At 58.2% G+C, this 15,848-nt stretch carries 18 protein-coding genes; 11 read left to right on the forward strand and 7 right to left on the reverse strand.

What is annotated here, in order from left to right; translation table 11 throughout:
• The first annotated feature begins 44 nt into the window (after positions 1–44).
• The 5 genes from atuD (at position 45) to ppnP (ending at position 5,046) form a co-directional block, all read left to right on the forward strand.
• Positions 45–1,202 carry a citronellyl-CoA dehydrogenase gene (gene atuD, locus TU81_RS27155; RefSeq protein ID WP_038982262.1) on the forward strand — a complete coding sequence of 386 codons (1,158 nt, stop codon included), beginning with the start codon at positions 45–47 and terminating at the stop codon, positions 1,200–1,202.
• Entirely contained in the window at positions 1,199–1,996 is a 798-nt protein-coding gene (locus TU81_RS27160) for an enoyl-CoA hydratase/isomerase family protein (RefSeq protein WP_048397538.1), read from the forward strand. Before atuD ends, TU81_RS27160 begins: the two co-directional genes overlap by 4 nt.
• Before the next feature lie 109 nt (positions 1,997–2,105).
• Positions 2,106–4,067, forward strand: a complete 1,962-nt coding sequence (locus TU81_RS27165) for an acetyl/propionyl/methylcrotonyl-CoA carboxylase subunit alpha (protein ID WP_038982260.1) — start codon at positions 2,106–2,108, stop codon at positions 4,065–4,067.
• Positions 4,068–4,138: 71 nt separating this feature from the next.
• On the forward strand, positions 4,139–4,687 hold the full coding sequence (locus TU81_RS27170; protein WP_038982259.1) for an exonuclease domain-containing protein: 549 nt from the start codon (positions 4,139–4,141) through the stop codon (positions 4,685–4,687).
• Between the two features lie 74 nt (positions 4,688–4,761).
• The gene (gene ppnP, locus TU81_RS27175; RefSeq protein ID WP_007895072.1) at positions 4,762–5,046 is read left to right on the forward strand and encodes a pyrimidine/purine nucleoside phosphorylase; all 285 of its coding nucleotides are present in this window, start codon (positions 4,762–4,764) and stop codon (positions 5,044–5,046) included.
• 73 nt (positions 5,047–5,119) lie between these two features.
• On the opposite strand, the gene TU81_RS27180 is transcribed toward ppnP, so the two are convergent.
• Together TU81_RS27180 and TU81_RS27185 are read right to left on the reverse strand one after the other, a co-directional pair.
• Entirely contained in the window at positions 5,120–5,923 is an 804-nt protein-coding gene (locus TU81_RS27180; protein ID WP_048397541.1) for an MOSC domain-containing protein, read from the reverse strand.
• Between the two features lie 266 nt (positions 5,924–6,189).
• On the reverse strand, positions 6,190–7,125 hold the full coding sequence (locus TU81_RS27185) for a chemotaxis protein CheV (RefSeq protein WP_038982257.1): 936 nt from the start codon (positions 7,123–7,125) through the stop codon (positions 6,190–6,192).
• A gap of 463 nt (positions 7,126–7,588) precedes the next feature.
• On the opposite strand from TU81_RS27185, the gene TU81_RS27190 reads away from it, so the two are divergent.
• The 3 genes from TU81_RS27190 to TU81_RS27200 all read left to right on the forward strand — a co-directional run bounded on the left by TU81_RS27190 (position 7,589) and on the right by TU81_RS27200 (position 10,085).
• Positions 7,589–8,059, forward strand: coding sequence for a hypothetical protein (locus TU81_RS27190; RefSeq protein WP_038982256.1), 471 nt, complete (start codon positions 7,589–7,591; stop codon positions 8,057–8,059).
• Between the two features lie 476 nt (positions 8,060–8,535).
• Complete coding sequence (locus TU81_RS27195) at positions 8,536–9,429, forward strand: sensor histidine kinase (RefSeq protein WP_038982255.1); 894 nt, start codon at positions 8,536–8,538, stop codon at positions 9,427–9,429.
• The gene (locus TU81_RS27200) at positions 9,426–10,085 is read left to right on the forward strand and encodes a response regulator (protein ID WP_038982254.1); all 660 of its coding nucleotides are present in this window, start codon (positions 9,426–9,428) and stop codon (positions 10,083–10,085) included. The genes TU81_RS27195 and TU81_RS27200 overlap by 4 nt, the downstream gene beginning before the upstream one ends.
• Here TU81_RS27200 and yegS read toward each other — a convergent pair.
• Positions 10,069–10,986, reverse strand: a complete 918-nt coding sequence (gene yegS, locus TU81_RS27205) for a lipid kinase YegS (RefSeq protein ID WP_038983654.1) — start codon at positions 10,984–10,986, stop codon at positions 10,069–10,071. The genes TU81_RS27200 and yegS overlap by 17 nt on opposite strands.
• Before the next feature lie 324 nt (positions 10,987–11,310).
• Here yegS and TU81_RS27210 point away from each other — a divergent pair, with 324 nt between their 5' ends.
• Complete coding sequence (locus TU81_RS27210; protein WP_038983652.1) at positions 11,311–11,619, forward strand: hypothetical protein; 309 nt, start codon at positions 11,311–11,313, stop codon at positions 11,617–11,619.
• A 65-nt stretch (positions 11,620–11,684) separates the two neighbouring features.
• Here TU81_RS27210 and TU81_RS27215 read toward each other — a convergent pair whose 3' ends face one another.
• Positions 11,685–12,911, reverse strand: a complete 1,227-nt coding sequence (locus TU81_RS27215) for a molybdopterin molybdotransferase MoeA (RefSeq protein ID WP_048397556.1) — start codon at positions 12,909–12,911, stop codon at positions 11,685–11,687.
• Complete coding sequence (gene moaB, locus TU81_RS27220; RefSeq protein ID WP_008075630.1) at positions 12,895–13,434, reverse strand: molybdenum cofactor biosynthesis protein B; 540 nt, start codon at positions 13,432–13,434, stop codon at positions 12,895–12,897. Before moaB ends, TU81_RS27215 begins: the two co-directional genes overlap by 17 nt.
• 81 nt (positions 13,435–13,515) lie before the next feature.
• On the opposite strand from moaB, the gene mobA reads away from it, so the two are divergent.
• Both mobA and TU81_RS27230 read left to right on the forward strand, forming a co-directional pair.
• Positions 13,516–14,118: a molybdenum cofactor guanylyltransferase MobA gene (mobA, locus tag TU81_RS27225; protein WP_048397559.1), complete on the forward strand. Its 603-nt coding sequence runs from the start codon at positions 13,516–13,518 to the stop codon at positions 14,116–14,118.
• Between the two features lie 76 nt (positions 14,119–14,194).
• Positions 14,195–14,416 (forward strand): YgdI/YgdR family lipoprotein, encoded by a 222-nt coding sequence (locus TU81_RS27230; protein WP_038982251.1) that lies wholly within the window; start codon positions 14,195–14,197, stop codon positions 14,414–14,416.
• Positions 14,417–14,505: 89 nt separating this feature from the next.
• Here the strand turns inward: TU81_RS27230 and TU81_RS27235 are convergent, their stop codons facing one another.
• Together TU81_RS27235 and TU81_RS27240 are read right to left on the reverse strand one after the other, a co-directional pair.
• Complete coding sequence (locus tag TU81_RS27235) at positions 14,506–15,396, reverse strand: pseudouridine synthase (RefSeq protein WP_048397561.1); 891 nt, start codon at positions 15,394–15,396, stop codon at positions 14,506–14,508.
• Positions 15,397–15,468: 72 nt separating this feature from the next.
• Entirely contained in the window at positions 15,469–15,789 is a 321-nt protein-coding gene (locus TU81_RS27240; RefSeq protein WP_007895054.1) for a hypothetical protein, read from the reverse strand.
• Positions 15,790–15,848 lie beyond the last annotated feature (59 nt).

Here is a 15,848-nt window from a genome sequence, read left to right on the forward strand (position 1 = left end):
TTCCCACGCAGAGCGTGGGAACGATCACAGGAGAACAATAAAAAATGATCTTCACCCAGGAACACGAAGCACTGCGCCGCACCGTCCGCCAATTCGTCGATCACGAGATCAATCCTCATGTCGATGAATGGGAAAAGGCCGGGCGCTTTCCGATCCATGAGATCTTTCGCAAGGCCGGCGACCTCGGTCTGCTGGGGATTTCCAAACCGGAAAAATTCGGCGGCATGGGGCTCGATTACAGCTATTCGATTGTGGCCGCCGAAGAGTTCGGCACCATTCATTGCGGCGGCATTCCGATGTCCATCGGTGTGCAGACCGACATGTGCACCCCGGCCCTGGCGCGATTCGGTTCCGATGAGTTGCGTGAAGAGTTCCTGCGGCCGGCGATCACCGGCGAGCAGGTCGGCTGTATCGGCGTCTCCGAAGTCGGCGCCGGCTCCGATGTAGCAGGTTTGAAAACCACCGCCCGCAAGGACGGCGACGACTACGTGATCAACGGCAGCAAGATGTGGATCACCAACTCGCCGAGCGCCGACTTCATCTGCCTGCTGGCCAACACTTCGGACGAAAAGCCGCACATCAACAAGTCGCTGATCATGGTGCCGATGAACAGCCTCGGGATCAGTCTCAGCTCGCACCTGGACAAGCTCGGCATGCGCAGCTCGGAAACCGCCCAGGTGTTTTTCGACAACGTGCGCGTGCCGCAACGCAACCGCATCGGCCACGAAGGCGCGGGGTTCATGATGCAGATGCTGCAGTTCCAGGAAGAACGATTGTTCGGCGCGGCAAACATGATCAAAGGCCTGGAGTACTGCGTCGACAGCACCATCGAGTACTGCAAGGAGCGCAAAACCTTCGGCAATGCGCTGATCGACAATCAGGTCATCCATTTCCGCCTCGCCGAACTGCAAACCGAAATCGAATGCCTGCGGGCGCTGGTCTATCAGGCCACCGAGCAATACATCAAAGGCCAGGACGTTACCCGTCTGGCATCCATGGCCAAACTCAAAGCCGGGCGACTGGGGCGGGAAGTCAGCGACAGTTGCCTGCAATATTGGGGCGGCATGGGCTTCATGTGGGACAACCCGGTGGCCCGGGCTTACCGCGACGTGCGGCTGGTGTCGATCGGCGGCGGTGCCGACGAAATCATGCTGGGGATCATCTGCAAACTCATGGGCATCCTGCCGGGGAAAAAGAAATGAACAGCCTTCCCGTTTGCCAGACCCTGTTGCTCGAACGGCACAACGGCGTCCTGCACATCACTCTCAATCGCCCCGACAGTCGCAACGCCATGAGCCTGCAAATGGTCGCCGAATTGCGCGCGGTGCTGGCGGCGGTGCGGGATGACCGGCAGGTTCGCGCGTTGGTGATCGGCGGTGCCGGTGGGCATTTTTGTGCCGGTGCCGACATCAAGGACATGGCCAATGCCCGCGCTCAAGGCGCGAGCGCCTACCGCGAATTGAACCGTGCGTTCGGCGCCTTGCTGGAAGAAGCTCAGCACGCGCCGCAAGTGGTCATCACGGTGCTGCAAGGCGCGGTGCTTGGCGGTGGTTTCGGCCTGGCCTGCGTCAGTGATATCGCCATGGCCGATCATCAGGCGCAATTCGGCCTGCCGGAAACCAGCCTCGGCCTGTTGCCGGCGCAGATCGCGCCATTCGTGGTGCAGCGCATCGGCCTGACCCAGGCCCGCCGACTGGCCCTGACCGCCGCACGGTTCGATGGCACCCAGGCACGGCGGATGGGGTTGGTGCATTTTGTCGAGCATGACCCGCAAGCCTTGGCCGAGCGCCTCGATGAAGTGCTTGCCCATGTGTTGTGCTGCGCCCCGGGGGCCAATGCGGCGACCAAAAAACTCTTGCTGGCGAGTGCGGTGCAACTCTCGGATGGCCTGCTGGATCAGGCAGCGGAATGGTTCAGTGAAGCGGTGACCGGGGATGAAGGGGTCGAGGGGACGATGGCTTTTGTGCAAAAGCGAAAACCGGGTTGGGCTTCTTAAAAGCTTCGCGAGCAAGCCCGCTCCCACAGGGGAATGCATTTCAAATGTGGGAGCGGGCTTGCTCGCGAAGAGGCCCTGAATGACACCGCAAAACTCAAGGAAAGCCCCCATGCCCGCCTTCAGCAAAATCCTGATCGCCAACCGCGGTGAAATCGCCTGCCGCATCCAGCGCACCGCGCAAGCGCTGGGCTACCGCACCGTCGCCGTGTTCAGCGATGCCGACGCCGATGCATTGCATGTGCAGATCGCCGACCAAGCCGTGAACATCGGCCCGGCTCCGGTGCAGCAGTCTTACCTGAACATCCCGGCAATCATCGACGCCGCCCGGCGCACCGGTGCCGATGCGATCCACCCCGGTTACGGCTTTCTCTCGGAAAACGCAGAGTTCGCCCGCGCCTGCCAACAGGCCGGCATCATCTTCATCGGCCCGAGCCCCGAGGCCATCGAGCTGATGGGCAGCAAACGTCTGTCGAAACTCGCCATGATCAAAGCCGGCGTGCCCTGCATCAAAGGCTATCAGGGCAGCGAACAGGACGACGCGACCCTGAGCCGCGAAGCCGAACGCATCGGCTACCCACTGATGATCAAGGCCAGTGCCGGCGGTGGCGGTCGTGGCATGCGCCTGGTGCACAGCGCTGGAGCATTGCTGGAGCAACTCCGTACCGCACGCTCCGAGGCGCTACATGGATTTGGCAGCGACGAACTGATCCTCGAGCAAGCCTTGATCGACCCGCGTCACATCGAGGTTCAGGTGTTCGGCGATCAGCACGGCAACCTGATCTATCTCGGCGAGCGCGACTGTTCGATCCAGCGCCGTCACCAGAAAATCATCGAAGAAGCGCCCTGCCCGGTAATGACCACCGAGCTGCGCCAAGCCATGGGCGAAGCTGCGCTCAAGGCGGGGCGCGCGGTGAATTATGTCGGTGCTGGCACTGTGGAGTTCCTGCTGGATGCTCGCGGGCAGTTTTACTTTCTGGAGATGAACACCCGGCTGCAGGTGGAACATCCGGTGACAGAGCTGATCACCGGCCTCGATCTGGTGGCCTGGCAGCTTCACGTCGCCGAAGGACTGCCACTGCCGTTGCGACAAGAACAGGTACAACTCAACGGGCACGCCATGGAGGTGCGCCTGTACGCCGAAGATCCAGCCCAGGGATTTCTGCCGCAAACCGGGCGAATCGCAGCCTGGAAACCTGCGTTGCAGGGCAGCGTGCGGATCGACCATGGCCTGATCGAAGGCCAGTCTGTCAGCCCGTTCTATGACCCGCTGCTGGGTAAGCTCATCGCCCACGGCGCCAGCCGCGAAGAAGCCCGGCGCAAGTTGCTGCGGGCGGTACAGGACAGCGTGCTGCTGGGGGTGCAGAACAATCAGCGCTTGCTCGCCAGTCTGCTGGAACATCCGCAGTTCATCAGCGGCGAGTTCAGCACCGGGTTCATCCCCACCTGCTTCGCCGATCATCCGTGCCTGCATCCCCACGTGCCGAGCGCCGAAGAACTGGCCATCGCCGCGGCGCTGTTTTATCAAGCGTCGGCACAGGCTCACCGCGCCCCGCTGGCCGGTTGGCGCAACAACGCCAGCGTGCCTTTGCACTACCGAATCGGCCTGGAGGATCAGGATTGGCCGGTGGAATTGAACGCTGAACCTGGCAAACCCTACCGTGTTCAGGTTCGCACTCGCGCCCTCGAACTGAAGGTCATCGGATGCGACGGACGCTGGGCCACCCTGGAAATCGACGGCATTCGCCAACGCCATGCCTATCGCCTCGAAGCCGGGCACCTGTGGTTGTTCACGCGCCCCGGCAGCTTGCGACTGGTCGATCGGACCCAGGCGCTGGTCAGCGGCCAGGCCAGTGTCAGTTCCGGCACGCTCAAGGCGCCGATGGACGGGGCAATCGTCGATGTACTGGTCAGTGAGGGCAGCCCGGTCAGCAAAGGTCAGCTGCTGGTGGTGCTTGAAGCAATGAAAATGGAGCATCCGCTCAAATCGGGTATCGACGGGGTACTCAAACGCTTGCAGGTCAGGGTCGGCGATCAGGTCAAAAATCGTCAGATTTTGTTAGAGGTCGAATAAGCCGCTAGGCGGATCCGCCGGGTTTGGCTACGCTCAAGCCCTATCAGGACGCGGATACCAGGAACCCTGCGATGCCTCACTGGTTGGTCATTGATCTGGAAGCCACCACCGATGAGGGTGGCTGGCCAGTAACAGAAATGGAAATCATCGAAATCGGTGCCACCCTCGTGGACCGCAAGGGCCAGGAACTGGATCACTTCCAGTGCTTCGTGCGCCCGTTGCGCCGGCCCTTGCTAACGCCGTTTTGCCGGGAACTGACCCACATCACCCAGGCCAATATCGATGCCGCACAGCCGCTCACCGACATCTGGCCGTTGTTCGAACGCTGGCTCGGCCAACATCACGCGCGCCTGGAAGGCTGGGCCAGTTGGGGCGATTACGACCGTAAACAACTGCTTCAGGACTGGCAGCGCCTGCAACTCGACAGCGCCCTGAGCCGGGTGCCGCACATGAACCTCAAGCAACGCTTCGCCAAGGCTCGTCGGCTCGAGCGCCCGCTGGGGCTCAATGGAGCCTTGCAACTGGCGGGCCTGCAGTTCAACGGTCAGCAGCATCGGGCGCTGGAAGACGCGCGCAATACTGCGCGTTTGTTACCGCTAGTTTTCCCCGCTAATCCTTGAGTGCAGGAGGTGACGCCTATCGACACCTTGTGCATACTGGCCGGCCCTTTTTAGCCCTTTTCGAGGAACCGCCCATGTTTAAAGTCAACGAGTACTTCGACGGCACCGTCAAGTCGATCGCCTTTGGCACCGCTGAAGGTCCAGCGACCATCGGCGTCATGGCGCCGGGCGAATACGAATTCGGCACCAGCCAGCGTGAAATCATGCACGTGGTGTCCGGCGCCCTGACCGTCAAACTGCCTGACAGCGACACTTGGGAAACCTTCGCCGCCGGTAGCCAGTTCAACGTGCCCGCCAACAGCAAGTTCCAGCTGAAAGTGGCCGTCGACACCGCTTACCTGTGCGAATACCGCGGCTAAACCCCCAGGTTTTCACAGTGACAAAAAATGCCCGTGTCCTTGGACGCGGGCATTTTTTCATTTTGAAGGGCTTTTATTCGAGGATCGTCACCGGCATGCCGACTTCAAGCCGGCCATTGCCGTCGTTGACCAGGTTCTGACCGAACATCGCGCCGTCGGCCTCGGCCCGGTATTTCTGCAAGGTCGCCAGCGGTTCACGATCTTCGGTGCGTTCGCCGGTCTGCGGGTCGATAGTGGTCAGAATGCAGCGTGCGCAGGACTTGACCACGCGAAACTCAACATCGCCAATGCGGATGCGCTTCCAGCTATCTTCGGCATACGCTTCACTGCCCTCGATCACCAGATTGGGCCGGAAACGCAACATCTCCAGCGGCCGCCCTACCTTGCTCGACAAGTCTTCCAGCGACGCCTGACCAATCAGCAACAACGGAAAACCGTCGGCAAAAGCTACCTGATCATCGTCCTTGCCATAGCCGGCCTGGGTGGTCCGCGCGCGATCAAGCGGTACTTGCACCAGACGCGTCGGCTTGCCGATGAACTCACTGACCCAGGCACCCGCCGCATCGCCGGCATCGGGAACGCGCAAAGTGTCGCGCCAGAGGGTCACCCCACGCAGATCGGCCTCACCGTCAGGCAACGCAATATCGATCGGTGAATGGTCCGGAGCACTGAGGGTCAAGCCGCCATCGGCATTCCACAACGCCGACAGCTGACTCATTTTCGCGACCGCGCGCTGGGTCAGAAAGCGCCCACTGGCCTCGTCCACCAGCATCCAGCGTCGATCGCCGTCCAGTCCCAGCTTGTCCAGGCCGACCTGATTGAGGGGCTCGCCCTTGCCGGATTTCAACGGAAAACGATAAAGCGCGCTCAGACGCATGGCCAGCTCCCTGGTGGGTAAAAACGCCACCCTATACGAGCTTGATTGCCGAATCAAAGACCCTGTGGCGGGGGGAGCTTGCGCAGAACCTGTGGGAGCGTGGCTTGCCCGCGAAGAACGATGACGCGTAATACCTGAAAAACCGCGGTGCATTCTTCGCGGGCAAGCCACGCTCCCACAGGATTTTCGTCGCTCAACTTACCGGCATTGGGGCTTGGCTGCGCAGCGGCCCGAACACTGCAACTGCGCTTTTTTCCAGATCGTTATCAAGCAGGCACTGCATCGAGCATCAGGCGTTGGCGCACCACGTCGACGAGTTTGTCGGGCTGGAACTTGGAGAGGAAGTTGTCGCAACCGACCTTCTTCACCATCGAGTCGTTGAAGCTGCCCGACAGCGAGGTGTGCAACACGACATAAAGGCCGCGCAAACGGGGGTCGTTACGGATTTCGGTGGTGAGACGATAGCCATCCATCTCCGGCATTTCCGCATCGGTGAAGATCATCAGCAACTTGTCAGTCATGACTTCTCCCGTATCGGCCCAGGCCTTGAGCATGTTCAGCGCCTTCAAGCCATCGCTGGCGATGTGCATCTTCACGCCCAGTTGACCCAAGGTGTCGCGCAATTGCGACAAGGCCACGTTAGAGTCATCCACCAGCAGCACTTCACGGCCTCGAGCGAGCTCCAGCACCGGATCCTCGAGTTTTTCGCGCGATACCTTGGCGTTGTACGGAACGATTTCCGCCAGGACTTTTTCAACATCGATGATTTCCACCAACTGATCATCGACCTTGCTGATGGCGGTCAGGTAATGCTGGCGACCGGCACTGGCCGGCGGCGGCAAAATGGCTTCCCAGTTCATGTTGACGATGCGGTCCACACCCCCCACCAGGAACGCCTGCACCGAGCGGTTGTATTCGGTGACGATAATGGTACTGGTGGGGCTTGGCACCAGCGGACGCATGCCGATGGCCTGGGACAGGTCGATCACTGGCAGTGTCTGGCCACGCAGGTTGACCACGCCGCAGACAAAGGGATGACGTTGCGGCATCAGAGTCAGCTTCGGCAGCTGCAGCACTTCCTGGACTTTGAAAACGTTGATCGCAAACAATTGCCGTCCGGCCAGCCGAAACATGAGAATTTCCAGGCGATTCTCACCCACTAGTTGCGTGCGTTGGTCTACCGTGTCGAGAATGCCGGCCATTAATGACTCCTGGGCTTGTTCTGATGAATTCACTAAAGGGAGTTATCGGCTGTTTTTGCCGGACCTTGACCCCCAGACGAAATGCCACGATCAAGCATTGATGTCACATTAACATCATGCTTTACTGGCTCCGTGATTTTCATCTGCTTCATTCCCTGCGGCGCGACCTCGGTTTGCACGTTAGGTTCCCCTGCGTAAGGGATTCCCCTAGTAACAATCAGGCCCAACCTGATATTCGCAATATCCAATAGCCATTAATGTGACGCCATTCTCATTGCATGAACGGAGTCAGGCTTTTGTGTGCGATCGCAGGTCAGTGGCCATCCACCCTCTCGAGTTCCCCAGCCGGCGCTCAAACCTGCCGGAGTGCGATCTCACGAAGGCTTGCCAGCGCCGGGACGCGTATGGTTCCCGTCGGCACACACGACATTCCCTCATCTGACATGACGTTGTGGAGATAAGCATGCCGAACGACACCAAAGAGTGGGCTCAACGATTTCCAGAGTTTCTCGTCGAGGCCGAAACACTCTTGGCCAAATCCGAGGAATGCCTGAGTCATTTGCAACTGATCAGCAATGACAAGGACGCCATCGATTGCATGCTCAGCACCCTTCTCAAGCTGTCCAGCAAGGCCGATGCCTTGGCACTGGCGACGGTCTCGGAGTTCTCGCTGCATATTCATGGGTTGCTGAGCCACGCGCAGAACCACATGGACCTGCACGATCAAGCGCTGGACGCGCTCAAGGACTGCTTCACATTAATGGCCTGGCAACTCGAACTCATCGATCAGACTACCGGCCAGCTCGGTCTCGATGACAGTGAACAGACCTCGCTGATTGAAGCGTTTGCGTTTCAAGTGGGACACAGTCAGTTTCAGACGCCCCGCCACTCAAGACCGTTCAGGCTCGTTTCGTTCGCGGAACGGCAAGCTTGAAATTACCGCCTCTGGCCGTGTTGCGCTTTTTATTGTCATGAGCTGCCCTATAACCTGGTGCGCTCATGTCGCAACTGAATATTTCTGACCATTCGACGACAGCTCGAAACAAATAGTTATCTCTGTCTCGACTTCAGATAGTGCCTGCCCAATAAAAACAAAGTGCCTGGCAATCAATATCTTCCTACGATAAAACTCGAAAGTTTTTTCCATTATGGAACTATCGTCCAAAAATTATATTAACTGTATTAGAGCTATGTACCGAACGCGACCAACGGTACCTTAAGTGGTATTATGCCGACCATTAGTTGACGTCAATTAATGACAGAGTGACTCCAGACGAGCACATTGAAGGCTGTGTTTCGAGCACTGCACCGCAGCCATTGAAGGCGTCTTCACACAACGATTTCCACACACAGACGCGTCAGCCTTATGGCCGGTCTGCCCGCAGCGAACATCCATTGGCTCCATCCGCTATGTACGCCAGCCTCAAGTCAATTACCCTGTGGCCACCTTCCCGAAAAAACGCGCGCCGGTTTACGCTTTTACTGTGCATCTGCTCGGCGCTTGGCAGCCTGCTGGTCTATAGCTTGTCCATACCTCTGCCGTTGAGTCTGCTGGTGCTCAATAGTGCAGCGCTGACCTGTGTCTGGGTGAGACATTGCCTCTCGCGCAAATCGATAAAGTTTCAACCTCAAGAACTGGCTGACCGCCTACTGGAAGTGCAGGAAAACGAACGCCACCGGCTCAGTCGGGAGCTGCATGATGACATCGGTCAACTGCTGACCGCCGCAAAACTTCAAAGTGAATGGCTCAAACGTCGATTGCCCGAAGAACTGCAGGGTCAGTGTTCGGTACTCAGCGATACGCTGGACGAAACCCTGACCAAGGTTCGTGACGTCTCGGCCATCCTCAATCCGCGGCAACTGGCCAGTCTCGGGCTGGAAGCCAGTCTGCGTGCGCATTTACTCAGGACTCTGGCCAATACCTCCGTGCACTGGAGCCTGGAATGCCATCAACGCTTGACGGGCATACCGGAGGAAATGGCGGTGGCAGCTTTTCGAATCACTCAAGAAGCAATTACCAATATACTGCGTCACGCCGAGGCCAGTAATCTGTTGGTCCGCCTGCAACGCCTGCCCCAGGGCCTGACGTTGTTGATCAGCGACGATGGCCGGGGTTTCGCGCCAGCGGCAGATCCCGCTCGCGAGGGGCAACGGGGAATGGCCGGGATGTCGGAACGGATCGATCAGTTAGGTGGCACACTGACCGTGACCAGCGAACCGGGCAAAGGCACTCAAATAGAAGCACTCTTCCCCTGGGAGCCCCGTGCGCTAGAACGGGCCAGTACGAATAAGGTTATGCATTGACTTGTAACTTACTTCTGGTGGACGACCACTCGCTGATCAGGGCTGGCGTGCGCGCTCTGGTGCTGGATATTCCCGGCTATGCGGTAATCGGGGAGGCCAATGACGGCTCGCAGTTGGTCGAGATGGTCGAGCAGCTATCCCCGGACATCATTCTGCTGGATATTTCCATGAAGGAAACCGATGGCCTTGAAGCCTTGCAGCGACTCAAGCGCGTACGCCCGCAGTGCAAAGTGCTCATCCTGTCGATGCATACCGACCCGGCGCTCATCATGCAGGCACTGGAATCAGGGGCTCATGGCTACCTGCTCAAAGACACCACGGCCACCGAACTCGAACATGCCCTGGATGCCTTGCGCAATAACGAACGCTACCTGAGCCCGGCCATTGCCCATACCGTCATCAACCAGGCGCTGACCCGAACCCAGAAAAATCAGGTACAAACCCAGGACTCGCACAACCTGACGGCACGTCAGCTGGAAATCCTGCGACTGATTGTTCGTGGAAAATCCACCCGGGAAATCGCCAATGGCCTGGGTCTGAGCATCAAGACTGTGGAAACCCACCGTTCGCAAATCATGAAACGCTTGCAGATCTATGATGTGGCCGGCCTGGTGCTGTTCGCCGTGCGCGAGCAAATCATCAGTCTGGACGATTAGCTGGACTCGAGACACTCAATAGCGGCGAGCCCTCGGGCAAATGCACACGCAATGCCGCCGGACGCGCCGAGAAACGCAGACTATCGCCCTCCAGAGGTTCACCATCAAGGTTGATATAAAGGCCCTCCGAGACTTTGATTTCGACCCATGGCAAGCGAGCTCGCACAAACATGTTGTCGATGCCGAAGCCATCGGTCAGCAAATCTTTCAAGGTACCGACCACTTCCTGTGGCGCGGGCAAAATGCTGATATCCAACAGACCATCGTCAGCCAGCGCCTGCGGGCACAACACATGACCACCACCAGCCTGTCGACCATTGCCAATGCCCAATGCCAACAATTCGCCGCTCCAGTGAAAATCCGGCCCCTGCAATTCACCATAGGCCGCATGCAACTCACTGAAGCGCGATAAACCCGTGAAGAGATAAGCGGCGCCTCCAAGAATTTTTTTCAGATCCTCGGAGGTATTGGCCGTGACCTGACTGCCAAAGCCGCCAGTGGCCATGTTCAGGAAAACCTGCCCGCCGACTTCTCCCAGATCAATGGCTCGGGGGGCAGTCTCCAGAAGGTCCAACGCCTGAGCGGGCTCCAGAGGCACACCGGCAGCGCGAGCAAAATCGTTGGCGGTGCCCAGGGGTAAAAGTACCAGGCTGGCCTGCGTCGAATGCGCTGTCATGGCTTCGGCGATATCACGCAAGGTCCCATCGCCGCCGCCGGCAATCAGCTGCGTATAACCTGCCGTCAGCGCTTCCTCCACCAACCGTTGCGCATCGCCGGCCTCCCAGGTCAGTCGAACAGCCAGTTTCCAGCCCTGCTGGCGCTTGCCTTCGACGGCTGCACGGACCTCCTCATTGAGTGCCTGCTTGCCATGCAGAATCAACAGCGCCTTGCGCTCGCTCATTTTTGCCACTCCCATATCCGCAATTCCATAGGATATGTTGACCTCGCAGCCCCTGATAAAAGTCGACAGGATTTCAATTATTTCCAAGGGAAGGAAACGTGAGTCCTACAGAGCGGTATTTTTTCTTACAAAACATGAGGAATCGGCTCAATTGACCCACCCGAACAATTGGTACACCGTTGGATCTCGGTTATCAGTTATCACCCGTTAATTTACACAGGGACGTGAAAACAATGAATGGAACCCCCTTAAGGGCCTCAAAAAGCGCAAGCAACAACGGCATCGATCACTTGAATGGTTTTAACGCAAGGGGCCAGTTTCTCCATGCAAAGCCATGACCTCAGACTACCGGTAACTCCGGTCGCGCCGTTCGCAGACAATCGCGCCAATCATCAGGCTGAACTCAAAAACAGCGCAAAGCCCGTCGGAGAAGTGGATATGGAATCTCGCGTCATTGAACTGGAGACACACCTCAAGTACATCCGAAGAGACACGGATGAAGTCCGGGGTGACGTCAAATCCATCAAACACAGGCTTGCCTATTCAGCTGGCGGAACAGCCGTGATCCTGGGACTTCTGACCTGGATCGCCAACAGCCGCTTCGACCAGGTCGTGACACTTCTGGCACATTAAGAAATGGTCATGCACGCAAGCCCGATGCGATCAACCGGGCTTGCGGGACAAAACCAGTGCCTGTATCAGCTCAAGACTTCACTCAGCGGGATGAAGCTCACACAATCACCCTCGATCAGCGTACGGCCCTCCAGCACTTCAACCAGACCGTCAGCCCAGGCAGCACTGCGCAGTACACCAGAGCTCTGATTCCTGTAGATGATTGCCCGACCATTCTCCAGACGTCCGCGCAAGTACTCACGTCGGTTACCAGCCTTGGGCCAGACAAACCCTGCCGGCACCTGAAACTTCAGGGGCTCGACTTCTTTTACCCCTTGGCGGCGCAAAAGGTAGGGCCTTGCCAACAGAGCAAAAGTCACCAGGGTCGATGCCGGATTGCCGGGTAAACCAATTACCGGCACGCCGCGAAAATGCCCGAACGTCAGCGGCTTACCTGGTTTGATGGCAAGCTTCCACAGGGTCAATTCGCCCTCTTCCCGCAAGGCAATGCCCAGAAAGTCGGCCTCTCCCACTGATACGCCACCGGTCGAGAGAATCAGGTCGACATCCTTCAACTCACCGAGGCGGGCCCGAGTGGTCGCTAAATCATCGGGAAGAATGCCGGCATCGATCACTTCACAACCCAAGCGCTGCAACCAGCTGCAGAGCAATACTCGATTGCTGTTGTAGATCTGTCCCGGCCCAAGGGCCTGACCTGGCTCAATCAACTCATCACCGGTAGACAAGACCGCAACACGAATTTTGCGAACCACGTCCAGCTCAGCGCATCCCAGCGATGCCGCCAGCCCCTGCTCGATAGGCCCCAGACGTGTTCCGGCGGGCAAGATCAGCTCACCGACAGTGGCTTCCTGACCTTGTGGACGGATGTTCTGTCTTGATTTCATGGTCTTGGTGAAACGTACCCGCTCATCCGCCTGAACTTCGGCGTTCTCCTGCATCTCGACACAGTCGGCACCTGCGGGCACAGGCGCGCCGGTGAAGATCCGCGCACAGGTACCCGGCTTCAAAGGTTCCGGGGCCTGGCCTGCAAAAATCTTCTGACTGACCACCAACGGCTCTCCCGTCCAGTCGGCCAGGTGCAAGGCATAACCGTCCATGGCACTGTTGGGCCAAGGCGGCAAATCCAGTGTCGAGACCAGGTCAGCGGCCAGTACACGCCCCTGAACCTGCGCCAACGGCAAGCGTTCGTGCTCACTAATTTTCGAGGCGTCGGCCATTTCCAGTAAACGCGCCAGTGCCACCTCGACAGCCATCAGACTGCCAGTCTTGCCTGGCTTACCCGCGGGTTTCACAGGGTGCCGCCTGTTTCAGATGGGCCACGAAATTGCACGGACGGTGACGCGAATCCAGTTGCTCGGCGAGAATGCCGTCCCAACCGGTGCGCACCGCATTGGTCGAGCCCGGCAAACAGCAAACCAGCGTGCCATTGGCCAGGCCGGCCAAGGCCCGGGACTGAACCGTCGAGGTGCCGATATCCGCTACCGATATCTGCCGGAACAATTCACCAAAACCATCGACCTGCTTATCCAGCAGGCAACTCACGGCTTCGGGTGTGCTGTCGCGACCGGTGAACCCGGTACCGCCGGTGATCAGCACCACTTGCACGACCTCATCGGCAATCCAGTTGGCGACTTGCGCGCGAATTTTGTAGAGGTCATCTTTAAGCAGTACACGGGCCGCCAGGTTATGACCGGCAGCGCTCAAGCGGTCGACGAAGACCTGGCCTGAGGTATCGGTTTCCAGGGTACGGGTATCGCTGACAGTCAGCACCGCGATGTTGAGCGGTGCGAAAGGTACATCAGCCTTGGCTTTCATAGGCTCGTCCAGTTGTAGGAGAAACAGCCCGGTGTTATATCACAGCGCCTCATTTTTTCGCCGCCCCCATGGAGAAGTGCGATGACCTCGAATACACCTCTGGCGCCTTGCTCCATTCTGCTCCTGGCGGGCGGGCGCGGCCAACGCATGGGCGGTCAGGACAAGGGTTTGCTGGATTGGCATGGCGAACCGCTGATCGCGCATCTGCACCGCAAGACGCGCCCGTTGAGTGATGACCTGATCATCTCCTGCAACAGAAACCTGGAAAAATATGCGCCTTATGCGGATCAGTTGGTCCATGACGACGAAGGCGACTTTCCAGGGCCGTTGGCCGGTATTCGCGCAGGCTTGAAAGCCGCCCGCCACACTCACCTACTGGTGCTGCCCTGCGATGTACCACGCATCGATGCTGCGCTGCTCCAGACTATGCGTGAAACCGCCGGCCAGCATCCGGACAAACCGCTGATGCTGCGCCATGGCGAACACTGGGAACCCTTGCTGTGCATGATTCCTGTCGCCCTTTCAGCGGCTTTCGAAACCGCCTGGAACGAAGGTGAGCGCAGCCCGGGTCGCCTTATGCGCAAGCTGGGCGCCACAGCCCTGCAATGCCTGGATAACGACCCTCGCCTGGCTAATCTCAATACGCCGGAACTGTTAAGCACACACCGCACTGTGTCAGACTGACACGCGAAGGAACTTGCGCGCGTTGTATACGTCTCAAGACCAGCAACCAAAAGAATTCCCATTCGGAGACACACTCATGACTCAACGGACCCTCGCCACTTTCATGCTCGCACTGGGCCTTGCCACCCTCGCCGGTTGCGCATCGCCTACAGTGATCACCTTGAATGACGGTCGAGAAATCCAGGCCGTCGACGCGCCTAAGTACGATGAAGAATCGGGCTTTTACGAATTCGAACAACTGGATGGCAAGCAAACCCGCGTCAACAAAGATCAGGTCCGTACCGTTAAAGATCTGTAATCTTTACGGCGACAACCAGATACAGAAAAGCCCGCTTTTAAAGCGGGCTTTTTCGTGGCTGAAGAAAAGCAGAGTCGTTAGCCCTGTGATCACCATTGCAAGGTGATGGTGCTTTCGAATTCTCTTTCCTGCCCCGTGACCGGATCGACAAATCGCAGCCCCTGGGCCAACAGCTTCAAGGGGTTGGCATAGTCATCTTCTACGTCCTTGAGCACCTGCGGATAGAACGGATCATTGCAGATGCTGGCCCCCAGGGCTGTCATGTGAACTCGCAACTGATGTTTCTTGCCCGTCACCGGGTACAGCGCAAAACGCCAGAGCTCACCGTTTTTTTCCCTGACCTCGATCGCCGTCTCGGTATTGCTGACGCCCGGACCTTCTTGCATGCGAAAAAACGGCTCGCCATTGACAAGTCGACTTTTATGGACCAGTGGGAAGGAGTGCTCAGGCAATGCCCGAGCGATTGCTTCATAGCGCTTTTCGATCTGGCGTGTAGGAAACAATGACTGATACGCCGACCGACTCTGCGGGTTGGCTGAAAATAGAACCAGCCCCGCCGTATGCCGGTCAATGCGATGTAAAGGCACCAGATGTGGGTTACCCAGGCGACGGATCAGCCGTCGCAGCAACGTCTGTTCCACGTATTCACCCGCCGGAGTCACGGGCAGAAAGTGCGGTTTGTCCGCTACCACCAGATGCTCGTCGGCATAGAGGATCGACTCCACCACCGGGATCGGTTTTTCGTCCGGCACCTCACGAAAATAATGAATCCGCAGGCCTTCCTTGTAAGGCAGGTCCAGGGCGATCGGCAGGCCTTGCCCATCGAGGACGCGACCGCGAGCAATTCTGTCCAGCCATTGTTCACGACCGATGGCGCTGAAGTGTTCGCACAGGCAATCGAGTACGGTCTGCCACGGCCCCGGCGGCAGATAGAGCGTGCTGGCCTGGTTATGTGCAGCAGAAAAAGATGAAATGGACATACGAAAAGCTCTAACCCTCAATGCAGGGCGGCATTATCCAACAGTGGCCGGAACGAACCTAGAAGAGAATCCTCAGGCCGGTATCGACTGTGTGCGAGCGGCCGCTTCGGTGAACTCCTTGAGCCAGCGCAGCACATCGACCGCTTCCCAGCGACCCGGATCATAAAGCGCATACAACAACCCCTGATAGCCCACGACATCCAGCTGCCGGTGATAGCCCGCACGCTGGAACAAGGCTTCGATCTCGGCGAAACAGGTATTGAAATGCAATTTGTTGAAGGGCGTTTTTCCCTCCGTGACCAGGCCATCCAAACGCAATTCGAGGACGGCCTCGCGCACCACGTCCGCCGACATCCGGTTCACGCTGTTCTTCAATTGCTCGACATTGACCAAGGTTCATCCCTCTGACGTCCGGGATCGGCTGCCAAACCCGAAAAGGGAAAAGCATGGCA

Source organism: Pseudomonas lini (assembly GCF_001042905.1).
GTDB lineage: Bacteria > Pseudomonadota > Gammaproteobacteria > Pseudomonadales > Pseudomonadaceae > Aquipseudomonas > Aquipseudomonas lini.

Coding starts and splice junctions, on each gene's coding strand:
- TU81_RS27185 (WP_038982257.1), bottom strand. CDS start 7,125: ATGGCCGGCATTCTCGACACGGTAGACCAACGCACGCAACTAGTGGGT.
- moaB (WP_008075630.1), bottom strand. CDS start 13,434: ATGAAAGCCAAGGCTGATGTACCTTTCGCACCGCTCAACATCGCGGTG.
- TU81_RS27165 (WP_038982260.1), top strand. CDS start 2,106: ATGCCCGCCTTCAGCAAAATCCTGATCGCCAACCGCGGTGAAATCGCC.
- atuD (WP_038982262.1), top strand. CDS start 45: ATGATCTTCACCCAGGAACACGAAGCACTGCGCCGCACCGTCCGCCAA.
- TU81_RS27170 (WP_038982259.1), top strand. CDS start 4,139: ATGCCTCACTGGTTGGTCATTGATCTGGAAGCCACCACCGATGAGGGT.
- TU81_RS27230 (WP_038982251.1), top strand. CDS start 14,195: ATGACTCAACGGACCCTCGCCACTTTCATGCTCGCACTGGGCCTTGCC.
- mobA (WP_048397559.1), top strand. CDS start 13,516: ATGACCTCGAATACACCTCTGGCGCCTTGCTCCATTCTGCTCCTGGCG.
- TU81_RS27195 (WP_038982255.1), top strand. CDS start 8,536: ATGTACGCCAGCCTCAAGTCAATTACCCTGTGGCCACCTTCCCGAAAA.
- ppnP (WP_007895072.1), top strand. CDS start 4,762: ATGTTTAAAGTCAACGAGTACTTCGACGGCACCGTCAAGTCGATCGCC.
- TU81_RS27235 (WP_048397561.1), bottom strand. CDS start 15,396: ATGTCCATTTCATCTTTTTCTGCTGCACATAACCAGGCCAGCACGCTC.
- yegS (WP_038983654.1), bottom strand. CDS start 10,986: ATGAGCGAGCGCAAGGCGCTGTTGATTCTGCATGGCAAGCAGGCACTC.
- TU81_RS27180 (WP_048397541.1), bottom strand. CDS start 5,923: ATGCGTCTGAGCGCGCTTTATCGTTTTCCGTTGAAATCCGGCAAGGGC.
- TU81_RS27190 (WP_038982256.1), top strand. CDS start 7,589: ATGCCGAACGACACCAAAGAGTGGGCTCAACGATTTCCAGAGTTTCTC.
- TU81_RS27160 (WP_048397538.1), top strand. CDS start 1,199: ATGAACAGCCTTCCCGTTTGCCAGACCCTGTTGCTCGAACGGCACAAC.
- TU81_RS27210 (WP_038983652.1), top strand. CDS start 11,311: ATGCAAAGCCATGACCTCAGACTACCGGTAACTCCGGTCGCGCCGTTC.